Origin of the sequence: Pontibacillus sp. HN14 (assembly GCF_021129245.1) — a bacterium.
Taxonomy (GTDB): domain Bacteria; phylum Bacillota; class Bacilli; order Bacillales; family BH030062; genus Pontibacillus.
On sequence record NZ_JAJOLR010000010.1, the window covers coordinates 44,576 to 70,029 of the forward strand.

General features: G+C 42.6%; 21 protein-coding genes and 2 riboswitches. Of the genes, 14 read left to right on the forward strand and 7 right to left on the reverse strand.

All coding sequences use genetic code 11. The annotated features are described in order from the left end of the window. Positions 1-38 precede the first annotated feature (38 nt). Positions 39-566, forward strand: coding sequence for a hypothetical protein (locus tag LQ226_RS19820; protein ID WP_231419773.1), 528 nt, complete (start codon positions 39-41; stop codon positions 564-566). Positions 567-1,200: 634 nt separating this feature from the next. On the opposite strand, the gene LQ226_RS19825 is transcribed toward LQ226_RS19820, so the two are convergent. Next, positions 1,201-1,731, reverse strand: a complete 531-nt coding sequence (locus LQ226_RS19825) for a general stress protein (protein ID WP_231419774.1) — start codon at positions 1,729-1,731, stop codon at positions 1,201-1,203. A 225-nt stretch (positions 1,732-1,956) separates the two neighbouring features. On the opposite strand from LQ226_RS19825, the gene LQ226_RS19830 reads away from it, so the two are divergent. The 6 genes from LQ226_RS19830 (at position 1,957) to LQ226_RS19855 (ending at position 6,685) form a co-directional block, all read left to right on the forward strand. Then, on the forward strand, positions 1,957-2,607 hold the full coding sequence (locus tag LQ226_RS19830) for an SDR family oxidoreductase (protein WP_231419775.1): 651 nt from the start codon (positions 1,957-1,959) through the stop codon (positions 2,605-2,607). A 315-nt stretch (positions 2,608-2,922) separates the two neighbouring features. Further along, positions 2,923-3,570 (forward strand): hypothetical protein, encoded by a 648-nt coding sequence (locus LQ226_RS19835; RefSeq protein ID WP_231419776.1) that lies wholly within the window; start codon positions 2,923-2,925, stop codon positions 3,568-3,570. After that, positions 3,567-4,313 (forward strand): cytochrome c biogenesis CcdA family protein, encoded by a 747-nt coding sequence (locus LQ226_RS19840; RefSeq protein ID WP_231419777.1) that lies wholly within the window; start codon positions 3,567-3,569, stop codon positions 4,311-4,313. The genes LQ226_RS19835 and LQ226_RS19840 overlap by 4 nt, the downstream gene beginning before the upstream one ends. Positions 4,314-4,323: 10 nt before the next feature. Further along, positions 4,324-4,893 (forward strand): redoxin domain-containing protein, encoded by a 570-nt coding sequence (locus tag LQ226_RS19845; RefSeq protein ID WP_255688878.1) that lies wholly within the window; start codon positions 4,324-4,326, stop codon positions 4,891-4,893. A gap of 27 nt (positions 4,894-4,920) precedes the next feature. Beyond that, positions 4,921-5,604, forward strand: a complete 684-nt coding sequence (locus LQ226_RS19850; protein ID WP_231419778.1) for a response regulator transcription factor — start codon at positions 4,921-4,923, stop codon at positions 5,602-5,604. Between the two features lie 40 nt (positions 5,605-5,644). Further along, positions 5,645-6,685 carry a sensor histidine kinase gene (locus tag LQ226_RS19855; RefSeq protein WP_231419779.1) on the forward strand — a complete coding sequence of 347 codons (1,041 nt, stop codon included), beginning with the start codon at positions 5,645-5,647 and terminating at the stop codon, positions 6,683-6,685. A 67-nt stretch (positions 6,686-6,752) separates the two neighbouring features. On the opposite strand, the gene aspA is transcribed toward LQ226_RS19855, so the two are convergent. After that, positions 6,753-8,180 carry an aspartate ammonia-lyase gene (gene aspA / locus LQ226_RS19860; protein ID WP_231419780.1) on the reverse strand — a complete coding sequence of 476 codons (1,428 nt, stop codon included), beginning with the start codon at positions 8,178-8,180 and terminating at the stop codon, positions 6,753-6,755. A gap of 39 nt (positions 8,181-8,219) precedes the next feature. Further along, positions 8,220-9,458, reverse strand: a complete 1,239-nt coding sequence (locus LQ226_RS19865; protein WP_231419781.1) for a dicarboxylate/amino acid:cation symporter — start codon at positions 9,456-9,458, stop codon at positions 8,220-8,222. 124 nt (positions 9,459-9,582) lie between these two features. On the opposite strand from LQ226_RS19865, the gene LQ226_RS19870 reads away from it, so the two are divergent. Continuing rightward, a complete protein-coding gene (locus LQ226_RS19870) occupies positions 9,583-10,848 on the forward strand; it encodes a sensor histidine kinase (protein WP_231419782.1) in 1,266 nt (421 codons plus the stop codon). Between the two features lies 1 nt (position 10,849). Then, entirely contained in the window at positions 10,850-11,773 is a 924-nt protein-coding gene (locus tag LQ226_RS19875) for a response regulator (RefSeq protein WP_231419783.1), read from the forward strand. Positions 11,774-11,919: 146 nt separating this feature from the next. On the opposite strand, the gene LQ226_RS19880 is transcribed toward LQ226_RS19875, so the two are convergent. From LQ226_RS19880 to LQ226_RS19895, 4 genes are all read right to left on the reverse strand, one after another. Beyond that, a complete protein-coding gene (locus LQ226_RS19880; protein WP_231419784.1) occupies positions 11,920-12,390 on the reverse strand; it encodes a DinB family protein in 471 nt (156 codons plus the stop codon). Positions 12,391-12,525: 135 nt separating this feature from the next. Next, entirely contained in the window at positions 12,526-13,413 is an 888-nt protein-coding gene (locus LQ226_RS19885; RefSeq protein WP_231419785.1) for a fructose bisphosphate aldolase, read from the reverse strand. A 91-nt stretch (positions 13,414-13,504) separates the two neighbouring features. Then, positions 13,505-14,800, reverse strand: a complete 1,296-nt coding sequence (locus LQ226_RS19890) for a purine/pyrimidine permease (RefSeq protein WP_231419786.1) — start codon at positions 14,798-14,800, stop codon at positions 13,505-13,507. 230 nt (positions 14,801-15,030) lie between these two features. Further along, the gene (locus LQ226_RS19895) at positions 15,031-16,680 is read right to left on the reverse strand and encodes a glycoside hydrolase family 68 protein (protein ID WP_231419787.1); all 1,650 of its coding nucleotides are present in this window, start codon (positions 16,678-16,680) and stop codon (positions 15,031-15,033) included. Positions 16,681-16,953: 273 nt separating this feature from the next. Here LQ226_RS19895 and LQ226_RS19900 point away from each other — a divergent pair, with 273 nt between their 5' ends. The 5 genes from LQ226_RS19900 to LQ226_RS19920 all read left to right on the forward strand — a co-directional run bounded on the left by LQ226_RS19900 (position 16,954) and on the right by LQ226_RS19920 (position 24,820). Then, complete coding sequence (locus LQ226_RS19900; protein WP_231419788.1) at positions 16,954-17,913, forward strand: AAA family ATPase; 960 nt, start codon at positions 16,954-16,956, stop codon at positions 17,911-17,913. 3 nt (positions 17,914-17,916) lie between these two features. Further along, positions 17,917-19,182 (forward strand): DUF58 domain-containing protein, encoded by a 1,266-nt coding sequence (locus LQ226_RS19905; protein ID WP_231419789.1) that lies wholly within the window; start codon positions 17,917-17,919, stop codon positions 19,180-19,182. Then, positions 19,182-21,398 (forward strand): transglutaminase-like domain-containing protein, encoded by a 2,217-nt coding sequence (locus tag LQ226_RS19910; RefSeq protein WP_231419790.1) that lies wholly within the window; start codon positions 19,182-19,184, stop codon positions 21,396-21,398. Before LQ226_RS19905 ends, LQ226_RS19910 begins: the two co-directional genes overlap by 1 nt. A gap of 27 nt (positions 21,399-21,425) precedes the next feature. Beyond that, positions 21,426-21,527, forward strand: a riboswitch (purine riboswitch). 129 nt (positions 21,528-21,656) lie between these two features. Further along, positions 21,657-23,195 (forward strand): glutamine-hydrolyzing GMP synthase, encoded by a 1,539-nt coding sequence (gene guaA, locus LQ226_RS19915; RefSeq protein ID WP_231419791.1) that lies wholly within the window; start codon positions 21,657-21,659, stop codon positions 23,193-23,195. An 81-nt stretch (positions 23,196-23,276) separates the two neighbouring features. Then, a riboswitch (purine riboswitch) is annotated at positions 23,277-23,378 on the forward strand. Between the two features lie 113 nt (positions 23,379-23,491). Then, positions 23,492-24,820, forward strand: coding sequence for an NCS2 family permease (locus LQ226_RS19920; RefSeq protein WP_231419792.1), 1,329 nt, complete (start codon positions 23,492-23,494; stop codon positions 24,818-24,820). The last annotated feature ends 634 nt before the right edge of the window (positions 24,821-25,454 follow it).

Below are 25,454 nucleotides of genomic sequence, written 5' to 3' on the forward strand. Positions count from 1 at the left end.
GGATACGGACGTATATAAGGAAAGAGAAGTATTCATTGATGCAAGGGGCAATAATTATGTTTTTCTCACGCTGGACGCTTTTGCAAGTTATTCTCGTCGTATTGTTAGGGATACTGGCATTCATAGCAGAACAATTCAACCAGGCGATTGCTGTGCCTATGACTTCTTCAAAAATTCATAGTCTGGGCCCCACAGTTCTGATGATTCTATTTCTCGCTTTAACCGTCGGGGTTTTCAGTCTGATCATTCGTCTACAATTAAAAAAGAGTCCGACCATTTTTACATCTCATTTTTGGAGCAGTGCACCATTGACTTTGGCTCTTTTCTTAGGTGCATCTCTCCTCTTATTTATTACTGGATTCATGACGGACTCATTTAGGGAAGTAATTCAACAGCATCGCCTGAGTCTTTATCTCATCTTTTACTACTTTCTCTTTCTAGTATACCTTCTTGTGTTAGCCATTGTTCAAAAGGTTAAAGGAAATACGTTGAGTGCTGAGAAGAAAGTTGGTGTGTCGTTCTTTGGCACGCTAGCTTTCCTGGTGTTGACGATCTTTATGATATAAGGGGGCGGAGAAATGCTTGACGTAATGGGCTTTGTAGGGATGTTTATCCTTTTCGGTGTCATTTTAACAGGGATGGCATGGGGTTTTTGGCGGATCTACAGAAAGTGAAGTTTCTGTTTCAGAATCGGTCGGTTTGATTGATAAACACGGTAGAAAGGAGAAGTCTCTGGTGTGGTGGATTTTCTTACTATATGGGGGGCGCTGTTAGCTGTGGGACTCGTTTTATTTTTGGGTTTTATCGGGCCAGGTTGGAGGGACCGGAATAACAGGGTGTTATGTGGCGAGGAAATCGAGAAGGACAAGCAAAAGGTATACAAGGTATTGTTTCATGCAGCTATGGAAGGAGAAACAACGTGTAAGCGATGCGGAATGAAGTAATAATTGCATGTCAAAAAGCGCCATTATTCATGACGCTTTTTTTATGTCGTTCATAACAATAAGGCGGTTGTAAGCGGGTTTATTCATGTTGATTTCTTTGGGGTGAATTCTGAGTTAGTAGGGAGCGTGTGTCGAATGGAACGTGTAGGTTCAACAATTTCCGGGGAAATATTACCGGGTTAGACGTTGTGGTGCAACTCTTGGTCCTTGGTGTCCCCTTTTAAAATGATTTGTGGAATTCTGTAACAGTCTTGAATTAGTAATGATCAGGATACATAGATTTATTTTCCGTGTGGTTGGTTCGAAAGATTCGGTGAACGTCATCTTGCATATTTCCGATTGCTTCTACAAGCACAATTATCTTCCCATTCTCTACCTCGTCTTCGTACTTTTGAGCCTCTTCCGCGGGTACGCCGGAATCTTGAAGGGAACGAGAGACTCCATCTTTACGTCCCTCTGAGTTGAAGGCGATGGGGCCAGCTGAGGTTAAGTTTCCGCCACCGGGTACAGATATGAGACCAATGTTTGTGAGTAAGCCGCCAATCCCGCCTAAGCTTCTTCCGGCAATGGCTCCTAATCCAGTGGCGCTGCCAGCACCATCTGCAATTTCGTCTTCATTTGAAGATATGGACTTCTCCTTTTCATCCTCTAATCGATTTACCTTCTCTTCTTCCTTCGCAAAAATAGAAATATCTTTAGAATCGTATCCGAGGTGTTGCAATTCTGATATTGCGCTTTCTGCATGATTAACCTTTGAGAAAACGCCTCCTATAATCTTTGCATCCATTGTTTCATCCTCCTTCATCGTCTTATAGGTTGTATACCCGAATAATTGGGAGATGACCCTTTTTATAAGCAGAAATAAAGCAGTCAGGGTTGAGGGGAAGAGAGCGGAAAGAACATTCATTCGTTTCTTTTTTTGTATTTTGGGTTATAGATAAGGGTGCACCCATTATGGTTAGAAATGTTTAGGATAAGAATAAAGAAGAATGTATAGAAAGGATGAATCAGAATGAAAGTACTTGTAGTAGGAGCAAATGGTCAAGTTGGGAAACATCTTGTGAAGAAGATCCAGGATACAGAAGGTCTTCAAGCGAAGGCAATGATACGTAAAGAAGAACAAGCATCTTACTTTAAAGACTTAGGTGCGGAGCCTGTTGTTGTCGATTTAGAAGGAAACACAGACGAGATTACGAAAGCCACTGAAGGTGTGGACGCTGTTGTATTCACTGCAGGTTCAGGACCTAACACAGGACCTGACAAAACAATGCTAATTGACTTAGACGGTGCCGTGAAAACCATTGAAGCCGCTAAATCTGCAGGAGTGAAGCGCTACGTCATGATTAGTTCATTTGATACGACACGTGAGGCGATCCAGGAAGCTCCATCTTCCTTCTCCCCTTATGTAGCTGCGAAGCACTATGCGGATGATTGGTTACGCCGAACAGACCTGGATTATACCATTATCCATCCAGGTATGCTGACAAATGATGAAGGAACAGGCCAGATTCAAGCAGCTGAAAAGGTAGAAAGAGGCGAGATTCCACGTGAAGATGTAGCAAGTGTGATCTTAGCGAGTCTGCAAGATAATTCTACAGTCGGCAAAGAGTTCCAAATTGTTGGCGGATCCACATCCGTTACAGGTGCCGTGAAATCAGTCTAAAACGACAATAAGAACTTTCCTAGTAAACCTCTCAAGGTTAAATCCTTGAGAGGTTTATTTTATGTCTTCTCATTCGTCCTCCTCTTCACTACAAGCACTTCAACGCCTCTTAGGAATCTTGATCAAACGTTTGATCAAGACACCAAACCGCATGGGAGAAACGGTCTAATCGTTTTATTCTTACCTAGATTCTCCTCGTGAGACCCTTCCGTAATTCATTTACAAATGAAGAACGAACTTTATTCCTTTCATCAAATTTTCACATTCGTTTTATAGTGTGATGGTAAACAGAAGAAAAGGAGGGGGATTCAAAAGGTGGTATTAGGTCCTCTTGTTTTACCGGTTCACCTCGTGGTCTTAACCATTTCCCTTGGAAGTGGTGTGTTCTTCTTTATGTTGACAAGTCCGTTTTCTAAAACGAGGACACGTCATGTACTTAGTGAAATGATTGGACTGTTTGTTTGGCTGGTCGTTTTTGTTTGGATAGGGAAGGTCTTATTGAAATGGAGGTTATTCTTTGAGGATCCTGTGTCGATACTTATTTATCCTAGTAATCATCAAGCGCTCTATATAGGTATTGTTTTCACCGTTTTATATAGCTTATGGGCGTACCGGGATCGAGAGAAACTTCAGGGGATAGGCTTATCCGCGCTTGTCATGCTGAACTATGCTTCCTTTGTTTATTTCTTTATTTCGGTAATTTGGGCATCAGGCAGAGCGGTTTACTTAGGAGAAATGGCCCTCGGGGTCGTCCTTGTGATCTGGCAAGTTGTAGTAATCAACAGAGATTCAGCGACAAGTGGATGGGCGGGAATAGCGGGGGCGCTTAGTGTTGGAAAGCTTATACTGGCTTTACAATTTGGTGAAACGTTTTTCTTTCATTACAAAGTCGATCTATGGTTTTGGATTTTCATTGGAATGTTGTTCATTCCGTTATTCTATAAAAAGAAGGTGAGAATATGACAGCTTCTGCAGCAGAGCTTACAATCTGGCTGGCATTTGGGGCAGGGGTGCTCTCATTTATATCCCCATGTACGCTACCTTTATTTCCTGCTTATTTGTCCTATATCACAGGAGTTAGCGTGAAAGAATTGAAGGACTCTTCTTCGTTTGCGATTCGGAAAACATTACTCCTCCACTCCATATTCTTTTTACTAGGTGTGTCCCTGATTTTTATGGGACTTGGAATTGGAGTTTCGTTGCTTGGTCAATGGATTCAAGGATTGTTAACCGGGAATTCAGGAGTCTTGCTTCAGCGTTTAGCTGGTATTTTTATTGTTTTAATGGGCTTTTTAATAACGGGGTGGTTAAGAATTCCGCTCTTTATGAATGAAAAGAGAATGAGGTTGGCCAAAAAGCCTGCGGGCTACCTGGGGACGGTGTTTGTAGGTGTTGGATTCGCCGCTGGATGGACACCGTGTATAGGACCGATCTTTGCTTCCATACTCGTCGTAGCAGGGACAAATCCAACAGAGGGAACCTTGTATACCCTTATGTATATCATCGGGTTCTCTGTTCCGTTTCTTGTACTTTCTTTCTTCCTTGGTTCCACCAGGTGGATTGTGAAATACAGTGAACGTTTCATGAAAATTGGAGGAAGTATCATGATTGGAATGGGTGTGTTGCTGTTTACTGGACAGATGGCTAGTCTCTCAAACTACCTGTTGCAACTTCTCGATGGAACTTGGTTTTCAAATTTAGGATAGGAGGAGAACGATGAATATAAAGCGTATCATCATTGTGGCGATCTTCGTAGGGATGTTTGGATGGGCGATTTACGATTTTACTAGTGAGGAGCAAAATACGTCAGACGTTTTGGAACAGAATTCTAATGGGCAAGGGGAATCTGGAGCTAATATAGAAGAAGGGTTAGAGGTCGGACAGAAAGCACCTGACTTTGAAGTAAAAACGTTACAAGGAGAGAAAGCCTCCTTATCGAACTATAAAGGAGAAAGGATTATGCTGAACTTCTGGGCTACATGGTGCCCTCCCTGTCGAGCGGAAATGCCAGATATGGAGAAGTTCTATCAGAATAAAGACGTTACGATCCTTGCTGTTAATTTAACGGGAACAGAAGCAAAGGTGGACGATGTCCATGCGTTTAAAAAGGAGTATGGGTTAAGCTTTCCCGTTCTTTTAGATCAAGGGAATGAAGTCGCGACTATGTATCAGATCAGGCCCATTCCAACTACATATATGATTGATTCAGAAGGGATCATTCAACACAAATCATTGGGGGCTATGAATTACGAACGAATGGTGCAGCAATTTGAGAACATGAAGTAAGAAAGATACTATAAAGTGGTGATGCCTATGAAACAAACAATTTTAATCGTAGAAGACGACAAAATGATACGACAACTCGTTGCGATCTATTTAAATAAAGAGGGGTATGAAACGATCGAGGCTGCGGATGGAGAAGAAGCCAAAAGAGCTTTCCTGACCTATCATCCTTGCTTGGTGATATTGGATTTAATGCTTCCGAAGGTGAGTGGAGAAGAGGTTTGCAGATGGATTAGGGAACAGGAGAGAAATGAAGTATCGATTATTATGCTTACGGCTAAAGCAAAAACGAGTGATAAAATCACGGGGCTTCGTATGGGGGCGGATGATTACTTAACGAAACCGTTTGAGCCAGATGAATTAGTCGCTCATGTTGAAGCGGTTCTCCGTCGAACAGGGCAGTTTTGCCAAAAAATCGTGCATGACGGATTGTGTATTAAACCCCGTAAAGGCGAGGTCCTCCTGTATGAAACAGCGGTGAACCTGACGAAATATGAATTTAATATGCTCTATTATTTTATGACCAACCCAAATCGAGTCTTAACCCGGGAACAACTCTTGCAAAATCTCTACCCATTAGCGGAACAAACCGTGTTAGATCGAACAATCGATGCTCATATCAAGAAACTTCGGGAAAAGGTTGAAAAAGACCCATCACACCCTAAGAGAATACAAACGGTTAGAGGAATGGGGTATAAATTTGTCACTGAATAAATGGATCTCCTCTCATTGGCACAAGGGATTCCTGTTTCGGATGACCATATTAAATGTGTTCATTATTACGATCTTTGTTGGCATTAGTGGGTGGTCTATTTATAATACGGCGTGCTTCCTGGTGGCGAATATGGATACGGGTACTGTTCGTCAGTCGCATTTTCGTGAAACCCTTTTTCAATATCTGTGGATCTTTAGTTTGTGCGCCATCATTTTGGGGAGTATGGTCAATTATCTATTTACCAAGAAACTGTTAAGGCCTGTGAGAGATTTAATTGAGACAACCAAAACATTAAAAGAAGGAAAGTATCCTAAGCCGATCTCGATGAGTAATGGTAGCGAAATGGATGAGTTTATAGGGCATTACAATGAATTGGTCAGACAATTAGAAGCAAATGAACATCAACGAAAGAAAATCGTTACTGATCTCTCCCATGAACTTAGAACCCCATTATCGAATATTAGCGGCTATTTAAATGCCCTCAAGTCGGGTGTGATAGACGGGAGCCAAGAATTATATGGCAGTCTATATGAAGAGTCCAAGCGTCTCACTCATATGATCCAACAGCTTGATCAATTAAAAGAATGGGACAATGGATCTCACCAACGCCTGGCTAAAAGGGGGAGGGTGAATATACAGGAGGTGGTCCAAACTTCTGTCTTAACCTTTAAGAGAACCTTAGAGCAACGAGGAATTGAATGGGAGGTTCAAGTAGAGTCTCAGGAATTGCTTGTGGACCAGGAGGGGGTTCAACAGGTGCTGAATAATCTTCTAGATAACGCCATTCAATATTATATAGATGGAGCACCCCTAGTAATTGAAGGAAAGATAGATCAGGATGCGTATGAATTATCTATTCGAGGCCCTGGAAGGGTGATAGAAGAAGAGGATCAAGAGAAAATCTTTGAGCGCTTTTATCGCTCTGACCCTTCAAGAAGCAGGGAAACCGGTGGTACGGGTCTTGGACTGGCTATTGCAAAAGAGATCGTAGAACGCCATGAAGGGGAGATTGGCCTGCGATCAGATGGGAACGACCATACCTTTTGGTTTCGGCTACCTAAAGAAGGAGCACTGGATTAATCCAGTGCTCCTTCTTTACGTTGGACAAACCCTTGATCAAACGTTTGATCAAGGGTGGAAAGAAAGCTTAAACCGTCATTTTCTCTTTCAAATGCGATCCTGCAATACCTGGGTAAGTCATTTCATACGTATCTAATATGACTTCAAGGTCTTCGGGATTTAAAATATTGTACTCCTTACATAATTCACGAATGCTTTTGTTCGTTTTGATTCCTTCTTGTGCGATCTTGGCTGATTGCTCATATCCAATGTGAGGGCTTAGTGCTGTGATAACGCCTAAACTTTTCTCGACATGATCTTTTAAAGCGGCTTCGTTTGCTTGTATGTCTTTCAAGCATAAATCGGTGAAGACTTGAAACCCGTTCTTCATCACAGTCATCGATTCAAGCAGGTTGAAGATCAGGACAGGTTCCATTACATTTAAATCTAATTGACCGGCTTCACTAGCCATACTGATGGTTTGATCATTGCCAATCACTTGAAAAGCGATTTGATTGATTACTTCTGGCATCACGGGGTTTACTTTGCCAGGCATAATAGATGACCCTGGCTGTCGTGCAGGTAATAGAATTTCACAAAGGCCATTCTTCGGTCCTGAGGCCATGAGCCGTAGATCATTAGCGATTTTAGAGAGATTGGTCATCGTATTCTTTAAGGCTGATGATAGCTCTGTATAAGCATCTGTGTTCTGAGTGGCATCGACCAGATTCTCAGCGGATTCTAAAGGTAATCCGCTAATGGAAGATAAGTGCTCAACCACAAGTTTTGTGTACGTAGGATCAGCGTTCAACCCTGTCCCGACAGCAGTAGCCCCCATATTCACTTCATAGAAGTTCTCTCTCGTACGCTCAATTCGCTTAAGATCTCTTTTCACCATACGATGATAGCTTTCAAATTCTTGGCCTAATCGAATCGGGACTGCATCCTGTAGATGGGTACGTCCTACTTTAACAATGTGATCAAATTCATCTGCTTTGTCCTTGAAAGTCGCTGCCATCTCCTTCATAACATCTTCGAGCTGGCTCATTACCTGAGATATGGCCAGGTGCATGGTCGTTGGGAAGACATCGTTCGTTGATTGAGACATATTGACGTGGTTATTCGGATTAACCGATTCGTAATCCCCTTTTTTCTTTCCCATAATTTCTAACGCTCTGTTGGCGATCACTTCATTGGCGTTCATATTCAGGGAAGTACCGGCTCCACCCTGAATAGGGTCCACGAGGAATTGATCATGATGGTCGCCATTAAGGATTTCATCAGTAGATTGAACGATTGCTCTACTAATATCGGCAGGGAGCTGGTGAATGTCCCTGTTGGCTAGTGCTGCAGCCTTCTTGACTGCAGCGATGCTGTAAATTAACGCTTCATTTAATTTATAACCAGTGATCGGAAAGTTTTCTTGTGCTCGCAATGTCTGGATGCCGTAATAGGCGTTTAGTGGTACTTCTTTCTTCCCTAGAGAATCTGATTCTGTTCGAAAATGATGCGTCATATATACCGTTCCTTTCCGTGTGTAATAGTCTTATGTGGGTCAACCATAATGGACAGCTGCATATTCTTCTTCTTGGTTTTCGGGCTCTGTTTGGTTTCTTTCTTTTGAACTGACAACAACGGCTGCAGAAGCATCCCCTAATACATTGACTGATGTTCGGATCATATCTAGTATGCGGTCGATTCCTGCAAGTAAGGCGATTCCCTCTAAAGGAAGTCCGATAGAAGTCATGACCATGGAAAGCATGATTAGCCCTGCGCTTGGGACACCGGCTGTGCCGATGGAAGCGAGTGTTGCTGTTAATACGACCGTTAGCTGGTCTACAAAGGTTAGGTTCATTCCAAAGTATTGTGCGACAAACAGCACACAGACCCCTTGATAGAGTGCGGTTCCATTCATGTTAATGGTGGCTCCGAGAGGGAGAACGAAGCTGCTGATCTTTCTCGGAACTTTTAGTTGTTCTTCGGTATATTTTATAGTCATCGGTAATGTTCCGGAGCTACTCGATGTACTGAAAGCAACCATGGCTACAGGCATAATGTTTTTAAAGAATACAATCGGGCTCATCTTCCCTAGATATTTAACTGATAAAGAATAAACGATAAGTACGTGAACAAGTGAACCAATCAGTAAAGCGAGGATTACTTTTAATAACGGCCATAAAACCGCTAATCCATACTCCCCAACCGTTGGAGCAATCAGACCAAAGATGCCAATCGGAGCAAATCTCATAACAACGCCTGTGATCTTATACATGACTTCAGCTAGTTGTTCGAATAACTGGTAGAGAGGGCGGGCTTTCTCGCCGACCATCGTAATCCCAATCCCTAGAAAGATCGCGAAGAAGATAATTTGAAGCATATTGCCATCTGTTAAGGCGGCAATCGGATTGGTTGGAACGATGTTGAGTAAGGTATCTTTAATCCCCGGTGTTTCTTGAGCTTCAACAGACGGATTGGAAGATACATCGATGTCTACCCCTGTCCCAGGTGAGAAAAGGGTTCCGAAGAAGAGCCCAATTGAAATGGCGATGGCTGTTGTGACCATATAATACGATACGGTTTTAAAACTTAATTGACCTAATTCCTTAAGGTTTCCCGTGCTCGCCACTCCGACCACAAGGGATGAGAGGACAAGCGGAACAATGATAAATTGGATTAAGCGTAAAAAAAGATCGCCTAAAGGCTGTACGATTTCAAGATCAGGACCTACAATAGCACCTAAGACAATCGCTAAAACGAAAGCGAACAGTATCTGAATAACAAGATTGTTTTTCATTCTAACCCTCCCTGAATGATGTAATGAATAATGTAAGCGCATACCTACAAGTACATACGAAAAACTACTGAAATCTACGAGAAAAAGTCAGAAAATTTATTTGACTTGGGCAGGAGGTAAGGGAATGAATAAAAAGAAGGTTGGTTTCCTGCTGTTGGTGATGGTGATGGTTCCATTGGCGGGAGAACTAAAGTTTTATCCAGTGGAAGGAAACTTTCGTGTTAGTTTTGGGACTCCTTTATTTTTCTTTTTTCTTCTATGGAGAAGAAGTTTGCATCAGTATACGCTTATATTATCGGTAGCTTTGTGTGTGGTGTTGTTTAGAGTAGGGCTTGGAGTAGCTAGTGGTGAGGTGGGCGTAAGCGAGGCGTTCATGCTTCACTTCCCTGTTTTCTTCTACTACCTGACATACGGTGGATTGTTCCAGCTTCTGAACGTACCTCGTTATTACACAAAACCGTTAGTCGTTGGGGGATGCGGGGTTTTATTAGAAGTAATGGCGAGCATGGCTGAGATGGTGATCAGAAGTGGAGTGGCTGATCAAGCTGTAGGGTTTGACCTTTGGTTACTGTTAGAAGTCGCCGTCGTCCGCAGTTTCTTTGTATTAGGTTTCTTCAATATCTTACTGTATCGACAGGCTAAGATTGAAGAGGAGCAACATAAGCAGCAATCTGAACATATGATGATGGTGGTCTCAGGCTTGTATGCGGAAGCGGTGCAATTATCGAAATCTATGAAAGATGCGGAAATGGTTACGAAAGAAAGTTATGATTTGTATCGAAACATACAAGAGTTACCCGTTACAGAACGTTCTTCAGCGGTTCTTGGTATCGCTAGTCGGGTACACGAAATTAAGAAAGGCAACCAGCGGATTTACGCTGGGTTATCTCAAGTCATCTCAAGGGAAGGTGAGGCCACTTATTTACATGTGGAGAGGATCGGGAAGATTGTCAAACAAGCAAATGAACAATATGCAGCGTACCTCGGAAAACAGATTGATATCCGTCTAGTGTATGAGGGGAATCATCCTCCGTATCCTACATATGCGCTGCTTTCTGTCCTGAATAACCTGATCTCGAATGCAGTTGAAGCAATCGAAGATAAAGGGAGAATAGATCTTGAGGTTAGGGAGCGGAATGGACAAGTTGAATGTAAGGTAACAGATAATGGGCGAGGGGTCCCTGAGAAAATGAGAGAAATGATTTTCAAGCACGGGTATACATCTAAATTTGATTCTTCAGGAGAGGCTTCGACAGGGATCGGACTCAGTTATGTGCAAGAGGTTGTAGAGGGGATGAGTGGGAGCATCAACTTAGTGGATGAAGAGGAAAAGAAGACGACTTTCTTCGTTCGAATTCCTCAAGCAAAATTGGTGGAAATGGGGCAATAGCATGAATTACTTTCTAGTAGATGATGATGTAACAATTCGAGCCATGTTAACGGAAATGATTGAAGATGAGGACCTCGGAGAAGTGGTTGGAGAACGAGAGGATGGGTCGGCTCTTGATGCTCATGTTCTGAAAACCAACAAAGTCGACATTCGTATTATCGATTTATTAATGACAAAGAGAGACGGATTGGAAACGCTGCGTCAGATTCAGCATGACTTTACAGGGAAGGTCGTTATGATTTCTCAGGTCGAGTCAAAGGATTTAATAGGGGAAGCCTATTCCTTAGGGGTAGAATACTATATTACAAAGCCGTTAAACCGTATCGAAGTAACAAGTATTCTTTCTAAAGTAAATGAGAGAATTGTGTTGGATCAATCCATTCACACAATCCAGCAATCTTTAAATGTTATTTCGGGTCAAAATACTGCCACTGCCACAGCCAGAACATCTGTAGCCAATAAAAGTTTGAAAGAGGAAGGTCATTCGATCTTAGTTGAACTGGGAGTCATTGGGGAGATCGGGTCGAGAGATTTACTCGAGATGATCGAATACATGGATCAGGATAAGGGGTTAGAAGGGAAAGAGACAATGTCCCTTAAAGGCATCTATCATCAAATCGCAGTCAGTCGCGCTGGGGACGAAGCGAAACATTCTGTATTGCAACGTGAGGTGAAAGCGTCTGAACAACGTGTCCGACGAGTGGTCCACCAAGGGCTTTCCTATATTGCATCCTTGGGGCTGAATGATTTCGCCCATCCTGTCTTTGACAAATATGCGTCGACTTTCTTTGATTATGAACAAGCCCGAAAGAAGATGTTGAAGTTGGATCAGGGGAAGGATAAGAATGTGAATCGAGTCCGGATTGATACGAAGAAATTTATTTACATGCTGTATTTTGAAGCCAAAAGAAAAAGGATGGAATAAGGGCGAGTAGAGAGTATTTTCACCCTTGATCAAACGTTTGATCAAGGATTACGAGTGCTGTGAAACCTATACAAAAAAGCTTCCCCCTTCAAGTGGATTGAAGAGAGAAGCTTTTTTTAATGACTTGTTCAGTGCGAATCTGTAGCTTATGAACGAACAGCGCGTTTCATGCTTTTGATCCAACCGATGTGTTCACTTTCATGCGTTGCTGAGAATAAAAGCATCGCTCCAACCGATTCAATATTGAAAGGTCCTGGTTGGAAGGATTCCTCTAAGGCATTGTCCATTTTCCCTTCGAAGGTACTTAACAGACGTTTCTTTTGATCTTTCAGCAGTTCTTTTAATTCACTTAGTTCTGGAGGTGTCGCTTCCCACTGATTTGGGTGTGTGCCACCACCAAAGAAACTTCCGTAGTTTTCTGGGATATTAGTAGATTCACCAGCTTTTTTAAACACGAGAAATTCAGTAGATAAATAGACATGACCGAGTTGCCAGCGGATGGAGTTCGGAAAGCCGTCTTGAATTTGATCTGCCTCTTTTTCTTCAATATCTTCAACTTCTTTAAGGAGTGAAGATCGTGTGATATCGAGCTGTTGAAGGGTGTGTTTTTCGTTCATGATTCGCCTCCTTTGAATTTCGTTCATGACGTGCCTATTCTATTGTATCAAAATCCATCGTTGTAGACGTCTTTGGGGTTTCAGACTTCTTAATGGTACAAAAAGGCCTGACAAATGAGTCAGGCCTTTTTTGGTTTATTTCTTATTTACAGATGCATCGTAGATCTTCTCGATCGCTTGATCAAGTGATTTGTTGAACTCTTCGTCTGTTTGATTAGCGCTTAAGTCAGAAACTAACGCGCGAGAGAAACTTGCGATCACGCCTTCGTTTTCTTTAAGCTTCTCATTTGCTTCATCGCGAGAGTAACCGCCAGATAAAGCAACGACACGAACAACGTGTGGATGTTCGACTAGTTCTTTAAATGCATTTGCTTTAGTTGGAATAGATAGCTTCAACATGACATGTTCATCTTCAGCTAGGCTGTTTAGGTTCTGAAGAATTTCTTCTTTCAGAATTTCTTCAGACTTCTCTTTGTCCTCACTGTGGATGTTTACCTCTGGCTCGATAATCGGAACAAGACCGGCTTCCATGATCTTTTTAGCCGCTTCGAATTGTTGATCTACAACAGCTTTAATTCCTGTTGGGTTTGGTTCATGGACCACAGAGCGCATCTTCGTACCGAAAATATTACGTTCTGTTGCACGGCTTAGGGTTTCATCTAAGTCGTGGATCGGTTTCATGAGCTGAACGCCATTTTCTTTATCTGCTAACCCTTTGTCCACTTTAAGGAAAGGAGCAATTCCTTTTTCCGCAAGATAGTCAGCAGTATATTTGCCTTCGATTTCACGATCCATTGTTTGTTCGAAAAGGATCGTGCCTAAAATACGGTCATCAAAAGCAGGGGAAGTAATGATACGAGTACGCATTTGGTGAACACGGTCAAACATTTCATCTTCGCCTGAATAAGCATCTTCAGGTACCCCGTAGTCAGCTAAAGCTTTAGGTGTACTTCCGCCACTTTGGTCCAGGGCTGCAATAAATCCTTTACCGTTTTTGATCTTATCGAATTGTTTGTTGTTCATGATTCCCACTCCTTTTTTTGAAAAAGTCCATTAGTATACTTCCCTTAATTGAGCGTTACATAACATATAGGGGTAGATTTTTAGAGTGTATTTAATCTTCTTTCACTTTCCATGCTTGTTCAAAAAGAATGACAAGCCCTGTGCCAATGAGAAGGCCGTTGCTCATTAGGTTTTGAGCGAGGGCTGGGAGGTCTGAGAATACTTCAGCTGGAAGGAACATCGTTGCCATACCAAATAAGTACGCGACTCCGACAATGGTGCTCTTTCTTGAATCCAACGGTTGCATGGTTACGTTGTTTAAGGCTAACCCGACGAGCTGCACGAAGGAGGCCATTAAAGCCGCATTGGCGATCGGCGCAGGGATACTTGAAATAAACGCTACGATCGGTGGGAAGAAAGCAATAATGATAAGTAGGATCGTTGCATAAATAAAAGGTTGCTTTCGCTTTTGGCCGGTTAAGGCGATAAATCCAGCAGAAGTGGCTAAAGGGACGTTGGCGACGGAAGCAAATACACCGGCAATTCCGTGATTGATCCCGGAGAAGGCTGTTCCTTTATTCACTTCTTCGCCATGGTCTTCTTGTTTCATTCCTAACGTCTGCTTCACCGCAACAATGGAAGCGACAATATTAGAAATCGATATGATGGCGGTTATAAATGCAATTGGAATGATACTAAAATCAAAGGCTGGCGCTCCAAAGGCAAACCATTCAGGTGCAGCAAACAGGCTCACTGAAGCTTGCTCCCCTTGTCCTCCTACTACGATCCGAAAAGCAATCCACCCGATAATGATCCCGATAAAGACGGCATAACTGCTTAACCATCCTCTCGCAAACGTTGATAAGCCGAGGACGATAAAGAAGGTTAAAAAGGCGAGTAGAGATTGTTCTCCTTGAATAACACTAGCCTCACCTTGGAGTCCAAGCATTCCTTTTAGAAAGGTTCCGCTTAATTGGACGGTTAAGAGTAGGAAAAATGTCCCTGTAACGAGCGGTGTGAAGATAGGCAAGATTTTCTGAGAAATTTTAAAAGCACCGAATAGGAATAAAAAGATTCCTGTAACAATCATTGTAGCTTCAAGGGTTTGGAGGGTGCCTTTATACGTTCCACCCGCTTGGATACCTGTAATGGCCATAACAGAGAAAATGCTGACCCATATTCCGGCTGGTCCTTCAAAAATCGGCAGTTTGTGCCCGAACAGCGCTTGTAACAAAGAGGCAATTCCTACAGTGAAGAAGGTTCGCTGCATCAGGCCTGATATTTCTATGAAATCTAATTGATAAATGGATCCAATAACGATCGGCATAGCGACTGAACTCGCTAGAAGAAAGACAAACCATTGAAAGGTCTCCATCGTATTGGTTGAGAAGGTTGCTTTACTACTCAATGTGTACACTCCTTATGATGAATAATCCTAGGTTACATGAATGAATAACTTAAATAGTTTATCATTCTTCTTTGAATCGTTGATAGTTTTAAATTTGAGGAAGCTACTGGATTGGGGAGTGATATGCGTTTAACGGATCTACTACATATGATAAAATTGGAAATATGTGAGAGGTGAGGGAGTGTTCATCTCGTAATGAAAAAGGCTTCCGCTAGGGAAGCCCTTTCTCCTTATTGATTTCTGCGACGCCGAGGTCGGTGACAATGGGTACAAACATGGCCATTACGATCTACTTCACATTCGCAAGTAACGTCTCGTTGGCGCCGTTGATTCCCTTGATTTCCATTGCCGCCACGACTTGAACGGCTATTCATTCCATCGTCCGTCAGACCATTATCAGACATGCTCTCTTCCATAACATCTTCATCCATATTCATGTCCTCATTTGTTACATTTCTTCGACCTCCACAATGATCGGTTCGTTCACACACTGGTGTAAACGGAGCCCCTTCTGTAGAGGATTCCATCACTAAACCTTGTGCCAATTCATTCACGATCTGTGTTTGTGTCCCGTTAATGGATAGTTGCAGCGTCGGCGCTAGTGTTCCGCCAAAGTGATTGAAGACGAATTGATCCGGAAGTGATGGTAATTCGTTTAAGCCGATCCCTTCTAGGTTGTAGTAGTTGATAAAGCTAAGCGTTGATAGGTCTGGAAGGACAATCCATGAGTAAGCTTGGAAGGGTTCTTCTGGTGGGTTCGCTACAACAAGACCGCCTTCCCCTAATGGAACATACGTCCCTCTGAAATCGTTAGCTACGAAACCATATAAACCATCTGGACCTTCAAGGCCTGGAGCGAACGTAAATTTGTGACTTACGATAAAGAGGTGGTAACGTCCGCCTACATAGACAATGTGAGGGCGCTCAAGCTGTTGGTTTACACAATCTGCTTCAAGAATTGGAGGGAGAAGCTCCCACTCGCGATAGTCGCTGCTTCTTAGAAGAGCGACACCGACGTTTCCGTTAAATTGAGCAGAACCGTTTGGAACATCGTTACCGCTCCTGAAATCTCCGTCTCCAATATTTTCTGGGTTACATTCACGATTAATCGGTTGCTGAGGAGTTGCGGTGTTTCCTTCAAAGATTATATATTCACAGCCGCTTTCTGGGTCAATCCAAAACCAAGGGTCACGGAAGGAATAAATAATTCCACCACTTGATTGTTCTTGTGTTTGATAGTAAATTCCATCTGGAACAAGAATAATGGAGTGTTCTTCCCAGTTGCCAAAGAGAACCCCATTTAAATTTGAGAAGACTTCCCCTTTTGTAAAGGCCATTCGCTGCTCGTAAGTGACCTGGGCCTCATTGCGTCGTCCTGTTGCTGTATAGAAGAAGTAAATCTCACCATTTTCAACGAAAGCAGACCCAGCCCATTGGCGAGAACCTAATGCATCCCCTGCAGGGAATACCACTCCGCCTGGAATCCAGTCTTGCCCATCTCGGGAGTAGAAGTAACGAATGGTTGCGATATCGTGACGTTTACCCGGTAATACACTTCGAGGGGCTGTAAGCGAGAAGATCACGCGCCAGCCTCCAGGAAGAACGGCAATCGAACCATCTTTCTCACGAAGGGGCCACGTATCCCACACCCAAAGGTCAGGTGCTGTATCTTCAAATGGCTCCTGGATTAGTGGAGCGGCGTTTGCTGACGTAATTCGAATTTGTTCAGCTTGTTGCCTGGTCCACGGGGTTGGTGTTGCATTTTGGTTTAATTCTAAACAACACTCGAATTTATTACAGAACTTTTTGCATCTCTGGCAGCGACCATCTGTGTCATGGGAATGATTGCTGTGGCTGCATTGACAGTTACTATGATTCATTCTACCAATTCCTTTCCAATATAGAAATTTGCTTCTATTTCTAGAAGCTTGATATACCATATGCGAGAGAAAGAGATTGGTATAGACAAACTGTTCGCTACAAATGCTCATTTTTCGTAAATGCAGGCGGGTGTAAGGGGGAGGGCAAAGAGGCAACCTAGATTTTTCCTACGCATTCTATTGCGCATAGCCCGGTAGGATGTAGTATAGTTGGAATAGACAAAAAATTCTAATAGATATTAGAAGATCATTTCATAGGAGGAATTGAATTTCATGTCTCAGCAAACCTATTTAGCTCATGGAAAAGTACATGACTTATTTCAAAACATACAGAGTGTCATGATCGGTAAAGAAGAAGTGACAACGTTAAGTATCGTGGCTTTACTTGCCAAGGGTCATGTCCTCTTAGAAGATGTCCCTGGGGTAGGGAAGACGATGTTAGTTCGAACATTATCCAAGTCCGTCGATTGTGAATTCAAACGTATTCAGTTCACACCAGACTTATTGCCATCTGACGTAACAGGAGTTTCGATATATAACCCGAAGACACTCGAATTTGAATTTCGTCCTGGACCTATTTTAGGAAATATTGTGCTAGCAGATGAAATAAACCGCACTTCGCCTAAGACGCAGTCTTCTTTATTAGAAGGAATGGAAGAAAGTCATATTACAGTCGATGGAAATACAGTCGAATTAAAGCGCCCTTTCTTTGTAATGGCGACGCAAAATCCAATTGAATATGAAGGAACCTACCCATTGCCAGAGGCTCAGTTAGACCGTTTCTTACTGAAGTTAAATATGGGGTACCCAACTGCTGCTGAAGAAATGCAGATGCTTGATTTAGTATCGAATGATCATCCGATTAATCGTATTCAAGCTGTTATGACCCGGGAAGAACTCGTAGAATTACAGAATCAAGCTGCTGAAGTGTATGTGGACCCAAATATTCAACGTTACATTGTAAACGTCGTTTCAGAGACGAGGCGTCACCCTTCTGCCTATCTAGGAGTGAGCCCTCGTGGATCGATCGCACTCATGAAGGCGGCAAAGGCTTATGCGTTTATGCAAGACCGCGACTTCGTGCTACCGGATGATGTGAAATATTTGGCTCCATTCGTATTATCCCATCGTCTGATCTTGAACTCAGAGGCGAAGTTTGAGGGAATGACCTCGAGTGATCTTGTTCATGACATTCTTAGCAAAGTCTCAATTCCTGTGCGTAAGGAAAAATAACGGATGAAGCAAACAGTTAATATCGTAGGGAAACTCGTTTTTACGATTGTTCTTTTAGCTATTTTGTATGCTTACGCTATGTTTCAGGGTGGGTTCGTCAGTTGGTTTCTTTTCTATGGGATGCTGCCTTTTCTCATTTATATGATTGGGGTATTACTGTATCCAATCTCCAAATGGGACGTGCATAGGACGTTCTCTAAGCATATGTTTCAATCTGGTGATTCGCTATCTGTGGATGTGTATATCGAGAGGAAATTCCCGTTCCCTCTGTATTACTGCGTCATTGAAGAATATGTACCCGAAACATTAAATAGGGTAGGGACGAAATCAGAAGGTTATCAATATATGAATAACCCTGATGCCTTGAGGAAAGCGAAGCGAATTAAGAGAGTCGCGTTTCCTTGGTTTAAACGTTCGATCCAATTTAAATACCAAATTCCCCATTTGCCTCGAGGAGAGCATCATTTTCATAGTGTACGAGTGAAAACAGGTGACTTCTTTGGATTCGTTACGAAACAAGCCTATTATACGGTGCCAGGTAGGGTGCTGGTGTATCCTCATAAGAGAGACGTTTCAATGACGAAGCGTGTGAATAGCTTCGATGAAGGAGCGGCTCCGTCCTATTCTCAAACCAAAAGGGATACAACGGTTGTAACCGGTGTGAGGGAATATGCCCCTGGTGACCGTTTCTCCTGGATTGATTGGAAGACTTCAGCAAAGAAGAATGCCATGATGACGAAGGAATTCGAGCAACAGAAGAGTTCTGATGTCTTGCTGGTTCTCGATGCCACAGAGAGTCCTGATGAGAAGCGAATTGCTTTCGAGGGAAGCGTTGAGCTCACTGCTTCTATTATTCAAAGTTATAAGAGAAGAGAAGCGCAGCTGGCCTTCTTGGTTCTAGGAAGTGAACATAAGTTCTTCCCCTTTACGAAAAGCAATGTATCGTTTGATGGGATGAACCAATATTTATCAAGAGTAGAACCAGATGGGAAAACGACGTTTGCTGAATCTTTGTTGAAACAGCAACAGGGGTTGCCCAACCACTTAATTGTCATGATTGTAACGCGCAATCTAACCCCTTCTTTAAAAACTTCTGTTATTCGACTTAAGCAAAAGCACGCTCGTGTCGTCTTCTTTTATATAGAAGCAAAGGAACAAATATCAGGTGAACAGAGACAGTTGTTGCGGGAGCTAGAAGTAAGTGGAGTGGTTGTGAATGTATTATCAGAAGCGGAAATGACACAAGCGAAATTTGAGGTGAGTACATAATGGCGAACGACCCAATCGAACGAAATCAAGCTTTCTTTAGAGGGATCGTTTATCTTTGTGGATTCTTACTGTTTTGGGAGTGGCTCAGACCTTTAGAACAAATTACAGATACAGCGAATATCGCTGTGTTTGTCGTCTACGCTGCCTTTTGTTTCTTTTTATCGTTCATTCGATTGCCGTGGTTCCTATCGATGCCCCTTAAACTGGTTGGGTTAGCATTTGTGTTGGATGGATTGTTTATCGGTGAGCGTTTTCTAAGTGGAGAATGGTTCCGGTTTGTCTATGAACATATCCAATTCAATATTGAAGTGATGGTGGCCAATCAGTGGTGGCAGATGACACCCCTGTTTAGGAGTATGCTCTTCTTACTCCTATTATGGTTAATGAGTTATTTGCTTTACTACTGGTTCGTTGTAGCGAAGCGGACAAGCTTCTTCGTCATCTTAACGATTGTGTACGTAACAATTCTTGATACATTCACGATCTACGATGGAAAAGGAGCGATTATACGCACGTTCCTCATTTCTCTGGTCGTGATGGGGCTGTCTAGTTTCGTGAAAGAAATGGAGAAAGAATCTATTACGATTAAAGGGAGACGCGTGTACCAAGCTTGGATTGTCCCCCTTGTGGTCGTTATTCTTTTTGCTAGTTTAATTGGTTATGCAGCACCGAAGAAAGCCCCTCAGTGGCCAGACCCCGTTCCCTTCATACAAAGTGCAGCGAATGGTGTGGGAGGATCAGGTGGCAAGTCGATTCAGAAAGTCGGCTATGGAACAAATGATGAACGACTTGGGGGTTCCTTCGTGCAAGATGATACCCCTGTCTTCCAGGCTGTAGCTGATGGGGAACATTATTGGCGTATTGAGACCAAAGACGTTTACACAGGCAAAGGATGGATTCGATCGAGTGAGGGAAATGCCTATGAACAAGTAGCCAGTAATGAAATCGATTTAGGCTATTTCAGTGATGAAGTGAAGCGTCTTGATAAGACAGCAACGATTGCCATGAATGATGCAGCGACGTTTTCGAAGCTTGTCTATCCATATGGTATTCAGAATGTGTTAAATAGTGGGGCGGATACGTTGGTCATTAATCCAACGACAGGGGAGATCATTCCTCAAGTGAACGGGGAGACCTTCCAGCTGAAGGGATATGAAATTTCATATGCGCAGCCAAGCTTTTCTTTCTCCCAACTCTCAGAAAGTGGAACAGATGATCCACCAAACATTGATCAAGCTTATACACAGCTGCCGGAAAGTTTACCCACGCAAGTCAGGGAACTAGCAGAAGGGATCGTGGAAGGAAGTGAAGACCGCTACGAGAAAGCGCGGGCGGTTGAAGAATATTTTCAACGAAATGGCTTTGAGTACAGTACGAAAAACGTACCCGTTCCGGATGAGGGCGAAGATTACACTTCTCAGTTCTTATTCGATTCAAAAGTTGGCTATTGTGATAATTTCTCTACCTCCATGGTGGTTCTTCTAAGAAGTGTAGGAGTACCAGCTCGTTGGGCGAAAGGATTCACAGGCGGCGAGCAAATCGATACCGTGGAAGTAGATGGGGAATTAAAGAATGTTTACGAGGTGACAAGTGCGAACGCTCACTCTTGGGTAGAAGTGTACTTCCCTGACATAGGATGGGTAGCATTTGAGCCGACTAAGGGATTCGGTAACCATACAGACTTCTATTTAGAAGATACAGGAGAAGACGATGAAGAAACTTCCGATGTAGATGAGAATCTGCAAGATCAACTCGATCAGAACCAGCAGCAACAACCTGAACTAGATGAACAGGAGATGGCGGGTAAAAATGATGGTTCCGGAGGAGATGGGTGGAATATTACGATCCCAACCTGGGCTTGGGTCCTTTTCGTTGTCCTTATCTTGGCAGCTCTCTGGATGGCGTACAGGTACCGTTATCATCTAATGGCCAAATACTACAGGCGTAAGTATATTCAACACCCAGGCCAGCATAACTATGAAACGGCCTACGAATTCCTCTTGAAAGTATTGGATAAAAAAGAGGATTTGAATCGATCAAATGGGCAGACATTACAAGAGTTTGCGCGTTCGGTTGATGAGTATTATCGGAGTCAGGAGATGGGACAGTTAACCTATCATTATGAACGGTTAGTTTACCAGAAAGGTACGTCACAGCACCCATGGGCACAAATGCGTGAATTGTGGGAAAATTTAATTAAAAAGACGTTGTCTTGACCGGATTTCGTTAGATTGATAGAATGATTGCAACTTAATCGTTCCCTTCATATATCCTCGATAATATGGTTCGAGAGTCTCTACCGGAGCACCGATAATGCTCTGACTATGAAGGCGGGAGTCGTGTATCATTCTCGTGAAATATGAGGAGACTTCTGCCTTTCTATAGTCATAGAGGGCAGAAGTCTCTTTTTTTATAGACGAAACCGATATTAGGGCGCTAAAGGGCCACGTAAATATAAAGGAGTGAAACGCACCATGATCGAAGTACATGACAAGATTTTAGTATTAGATTTCGGAAGTCAGTATAACCAGCTAATCACAAGACGCATTCGGGAGTTTGGCGTATATAGTGAACTCCATTCTCACCGTTTGACCATTGAGGAAATTAAAGAAATGAATCCAACAGGGATTATCCTTTCTGGTGGACCAAACAGCGTTTATGCCGAAGATAGTTTCCGTTGTGATCCTGCTCTATTCGAATTGGATATTCCGGTACTTGGTATCTGTTATGGCATGCAGTTAATGACTCACCATTATGGCGGTAAGGTTGAGCGTGCCTTGCAGAGAGAGTATGGCAAAGCCGACCTTAAAGTAGAAGGAGAACCTTCTCTATTCAAAGACCTTCCTAATGAACAAGTGGTATGGATGAGCCACAGTGACAAAGTTGTAGAAGCTCCCGCTGATTTCTCAGTAGACGCTACGAGCCCATCTTGTCCTGTTTCAGCGATCAGTAACGAAGATAAGAAAATGTACGGGGTGCAGTTCCACCCGGAAGTTCGTCATTCTGAATATGGAAACGACGTACTGAAGCGTTTCGTCTTTGATATTTGTGACGTTAGAGGCGATTGGACAATGGAGAACTTCATAGATCTTGAAGTGGAGAAGATCCGTAACCAGGTAGGGGACCAGAAAGTCCTTTGTGCTCTTAGTGGGGGCGTTGATTCATCAGTTGTAGCGGCGCTTATTCACCGTGCAATCGGGGATCAGCTTACTTGTATCTTTGTCGATCATGGGTTGCTTCGTAAAGATGAAGCGGATACGGTTATGAATACGTTCAGTGAAGGTTTTAACATGAATGTGATTAAAGTGGACGCTGAAGAGAGATTTATGTCCAAGCTAAGAGGCGTTTCAGACCCTGAGAAGAAACGTAAAATCATTGGGAATGAGTTCATTTATGTGTTTGATGAACAGGCAGAAGAGCTCAAGGATATGGATTACCTGGCTCAAGGAACTCTATATACGGATATTATCGAAAGCGGAACAGAAACAGCGCAAACCATTAAGTCGCACCACAATGTAGGTGGTCTTCCTGAGGATATGGAATTCAAACTGATCGAACCACTGAATGCTTTATTTAAAGATGAAGTGCGTGCCTTAGGTACAGAGCTAGGTGTGCCTGACCATATTGTGTGGCGCCAGCCTTTCCCTGGGCCTGGCCTTGCTATTCGTGTATTAGGGGAGATCACAGATGAGAAGCTTAAAATCGTTCGAGAATCTGATGCGATTCTTCGTGAAGAGGTAAAGAATGCCGGACTAGAACGAGACATTTGGCAGTACTTTACAGTATTGCCTGATATCCGTAGTGTAGGGGTGATGGGAGATGCCCGCACCTATGATTATACGGTGGGTATCCGTGCTGTCACATCTATTGATGGAATGACATCAGATTGGGCGCGTATCCCGTATGATGTATTAGAGCTGATCTCAACAAGAATAGTCAATGAGGTAGACCATGTAAACCGAATTGTGTATGACGTGACGAGCAAGCCGCCAAGTACAATTGAATGGGAATAACGAACAATTAATGAGTTTATCGTTTTAAATATTCGTTTTTGGCGTTGACTCAGCTTGATAATACTAGTATGATAGATCTAGATAAAATAAAAAACGAACCGTCGTATAATATTGGGGATAAGGCCCAAGAGTTTCTACCGAATCACCGTAAATGATTCGACTACGATGGAGGATATGTTTCTGATGGATTGTAAGAAATCTGTCTTTAGCATGGATCTCTGTCTATGGACCTGAAACTCTTGGCGTAATGCCAAGAGTTTCTTTTTGTATCGACTGGTTTCGGAGAGGGGTAAAGTATGAAGAAATTCTTTCAATTTGAAGAGCTGGGAACGAATTATCGTACAGAATTCATCGCTGGTTTAACGACGTTTCTAGCCATGGCTTATATATTGGTCGTCAATCCAATTACATTAGCACTTGTGGGAGTAGAGGAACTTCCGGAAGGGGTAACAAGGATTGATCAGGGGGCAGTATTTACTGCAACAGCGATTGCGGCTGCTGTAGGTTCCTTGATTATGGGGGTAATAGCAAAATACCCGATAGCACTAGCTCCAGGCATGGGGCTGAACGCGTTTTTCTCTTTTACAGTCATGCTGCAGTTCGCTATTCCTTGGGAGGAAGCGTTAGCAGGAGTTCTTGTTTCTGGACTTATCTTTATTGTATTAACCGTAACAGGACTTAGAGAAAAGATTATAAATGCGATTCCAAGTAATTTAAAACTCGCAGTTGGAGCAGGGATTGGCCTTTTCATTGCGTTTATCGGTTTTCAAAATGCAGGGATCATAACGGGGGACCCTAACACACTTGTCGCTTTAGGTGACTTAACTCGTCCCCAAACGCTTCTTGCTATATTTGGTCTTATTATTTCGGTTATTTTAATGTCTCTAAATATTAAGGGTGGCATCTTTTACGGAATCGTCATTACGACAATCGGGGGCATCCTTGTTAATTTAATTGACACACCAACAGCTGTCATGAGTGCACCGCCTAGTGTTGCTCCAACGTTTGGGGCTGCGATTGAACATTTACCATCCGTGCTCGTCTCAGGTGAAATGTGGATTGTCATCTTAACGTTTTTATTTGTGGACTTCTTTGATACAGCCGGAACGTTAGTAGCCGTGGCGACACAAGCGGGTATTATGAAAGAAAATAAATTACCACGGGCCGGCCGTGCGTTGTTTGCTGATTCAGCAGCTACCGTTGTCGGTTCAGTGGTAGGAACATCAACAACGACATCTTATATTGAATCAACAGCTGGTGTAGCAGCAGGAGGGCGCTCCGGTTTTACATCAGTGGTAACGGCAGGTTTCTTCCTATTGTCATTATTATTTTCTCCTCTCTTGAGTGTTGTAACAGCTGAGGTTACGGCACCTGCATTAATTATTGTGGGAGTGTTAATGTGTAGTGCTTTGAAAAATATTGAATGGGATCAATTCGAAATTGCCGTTCCTGCTTTCTTAACGGTGATCGCGATGCCGCTAACTTATAGTATCGCCACAGGAATAGCGATTGGTTTTATCTTTTATCCCCTTACCATGATCTTAAAAGGACGAGGAAAAGAGATTCATCCTGTCATGTACTTCTTGTTCATTGTCTTCTTAGCATATTTTATCTTTTTAATTTAATAGATGCTCAAACTAGATTGAGGGTTGCCATGACAATGGGCAGCCCTCTTTTTATATGGGTAGGTAAATAAAAAGGTGAAAAAGATTTTATAAAAACTATTGCATATTTCTTAGATGCCGTGGTACATTATTAAACGTTGCGTTAACAACAACGCAAACAACAAAACAATCTCTCAGGCAGTGCAGACCAATTAGATTTGGTTTCACAAACCTTCCTATTAAATAGGGAAGAGATTGGGTTAATAAAGAGGACAAAAACTTTTTAAAAAAAGATATTGACTCAAAATTGACCGCATGATAAGATATTTAAGTCGCTGTTAAACGACAGAGACAACAAAAGATCTCGAACGAAGCGCAGAGCGCAACATCCTTAATTGGAACGAGATCAAGTTGAAAATGAGAACAAAAACTTTTCGAAAAAAGATATTGACTCAAAATCAACCGCATGTTAAACTAGTTAAGTCGCTGTTAAACGGCGGACATAACGAAGAAACATCAAAATGAAACATTTGATCTTTGAAAACTGAACGAAACAACATGTATCGTCAATGTCTTTAAATTGATTTTTAAAGCCAGTAATCATTTATTTTGATGCTAGGCAGACTCACATTTTATGGAGAGTTTGATCTTGGCT

What these genes read in the sequence shown, in the direction of transcription:
- guaA (WP_231419791.1), top strand. Translation starts at nt 21,657, where the DNA reads ATGATCGAAGTACATGACAAGATTTTAGTATTAGATTTCGGAAGTCAG.
- LQ226_RS19900 (WP_231419788.1), top strand. Translation starts at nt 16,954, where the DNA reads ATGTCTCAGCAAACCTATTTAGCTCATGGAAAAGTACATGACTTATTT.
- LQ226_RS19880 (WP_231419784.1), bottom strand. Translation starts at nt 12,390, where the DNA reads ATGAACGAAAAACACACCCTTCAACAGCTCGATATCACACGATCTTCA.
- LQ226_RS19820 (WP_231419773.1), top strand. Translation starts at nt 39, where the DNA reads ATGCAAGGGGCAATAATTATGTTTTTCTCACGCTGGACGCTTTTGCAA.
- LQ226_RS19850 (WP_231419778.1), top strand. Translation starts at nt 4,921, where the DNA reads ATGAAACAAACAATTTTAATCGTAGAAGACGACAAAATGATACGACAA.
- LQ226_RS19845 (WP_255688878.1), top strand. Translation starts at nt 4,324, where the DNA reads ATGAATATAAAGCGTATCATCATTGTGGCGATCTTCGTAGGGATGTTT.
- LQ226_RS19875 (WP_231419783.1), top strand. Translation starts at nt 10,850, where the DNA reads ATGAATTACTTTCTAGTAGATGATGATGTAACAATTCGAGCCATGTTA.
- LQ226_RS19865 (WP_231419781.1), bottom strand. Translation starts at nt 9,458, where the DNA reads ATGAAAAACAATCTTGTTATTCAGATACTGTTCGCTTTCGTTTTAGCG.
- LQ226_RS19910 (WP_231419790.1), top strand. Translation starts at nt 19,182, where the DNA reads ATGGCGAACGACCCAATCGAACGAAATCAAGCTTTCTTTAGAGGGATC.
- LQ226_RS19920 (WP_231419792.1), top strand. Translation starts at nt 23,492, where the DNA reads ATGAAGAAATTCTTTCAATTTGAAGAGCTGGGAACGAATTATCGTACA.
- LQ226_RS19825 (WP_231419774.1), bottom strand. Translation starts at nt 1,731, where the DNA reads ATGGATGCAAAGATTATAGGAGGCGTTTTCTCAAAGGTTAATCATGCA.
- LQ226_RS19840 (WP_231419777.1), top strand. Translation starts at nt 3,567, where the DNA reads ATGACAGCTTCTGCAGCAGAGCTTACAATCTGGCTGGCATTTGGGGCA.
- LQ226_RS19905 (WP_231419789.1), top strand. Translation starts at nt 17,917, where the DNA reads ATGAAGCAAACAGTTAATATCGTAGGGAAACTCGTTTTTACGATTGTT.
- LQ226_RS19855 (WP_231419779.1), top strand. Translation starts at nt 5,645, where the DNA reads ATGACCATATTAAATGTGTTCATTATTACGATCTTTGTTGGCATTAGT.
- LQ226_RS19885 (WP_231419785.1), bottom strand. Translation starts at nt 13,413, where the DNA reads ATGAACAACAAACAATTCGATAAGATCAAAAACGGTAAAGGATTTATT.
- LQ226_RS19870 (WP_231419782.1), top strand. Translation starts at nt 9,583, where the DNA reads ATGAATAAAAAGAAGGTTGGTTTCCTGCTGTTGGTGATGGTGATGGTT.
- aspA (WP_231419780.1), bottom strand. Translation starts at nt 8,180, where the DNA reads ATGACGCATCATTTTCGAACAGAATCAGATTCTCTAGGGAAGAAAGAA.
- LQ226_RS19830 (WP_231419775.1), top strand. Translation starts at nt 1,957, where the DNA reads ATGAAAGTACTTGTAGTAGGAGCAAATGGTCAAGTTGGGAAACATCTT.
- LQ226_RS19895 (WP_231419787.1), bottom strand. Translation starts at nt 16,680, where the DNA reads ATGAATCATAGTAACTGTCAATGCAGCCACAGCAATCATTCCCATGAC.